This is a genomic window from Pseudomonas sp. HY7a-MNA-CIBAN-0227, assembly GCF_040310325.1.
Classification (GTDB): Bacteria; Pseudomonadota; Gammaproteobacteria; order Pseudomonadales; family Pseudomonadaceae; genus Aquipseudomonas.
In genome coordinates this window covers 1-281 of the sequence record NZ_JBEOPT010000087.1, presented here as the reverse complement: position 1 = coordinate 281, position 281 = coordinate 1, and the positions used below count along the sequence as shown (strand labels likewise).

Sequence of the window (281 nt, the reverse complement as noted above, 5' to 3'; positions counted from 1 at the left end):
GGGTGATGACGGGATCGAACCGCCGACCCTCTGCTTGTAAGGCAGATGCTCTCCCAGCTGAGCTAATCACCCTTCACCTTCGTTGCGGGGCGCATTCTCTCACAAAAAATTCTAATGTGTTGATTTAAATGCAATTTATTTAAAATACTTCATTTTTTGAAATCGTAGACAACAAAAAGCCCGCTACTTGAGCGGGCTTCTCGCGGTGACCTGGCGTTCAGCGGTCCAGAAAACCTTAATATGGCGCAGCGGACGGGACTCGAACCCGCGACCCCCGGCGT

General features: G+C 50.9%; 1 tRNA gene. It reads right to left on the bottom strand.

The features are described from left to right. A tRNA-Val gene (locus tag AAEZ06_RS27090) sits at positions 1 to 72 on the bottom strand. Between the last annotated feature and the right edge of the window lie 209 nt (positions 73 to 281).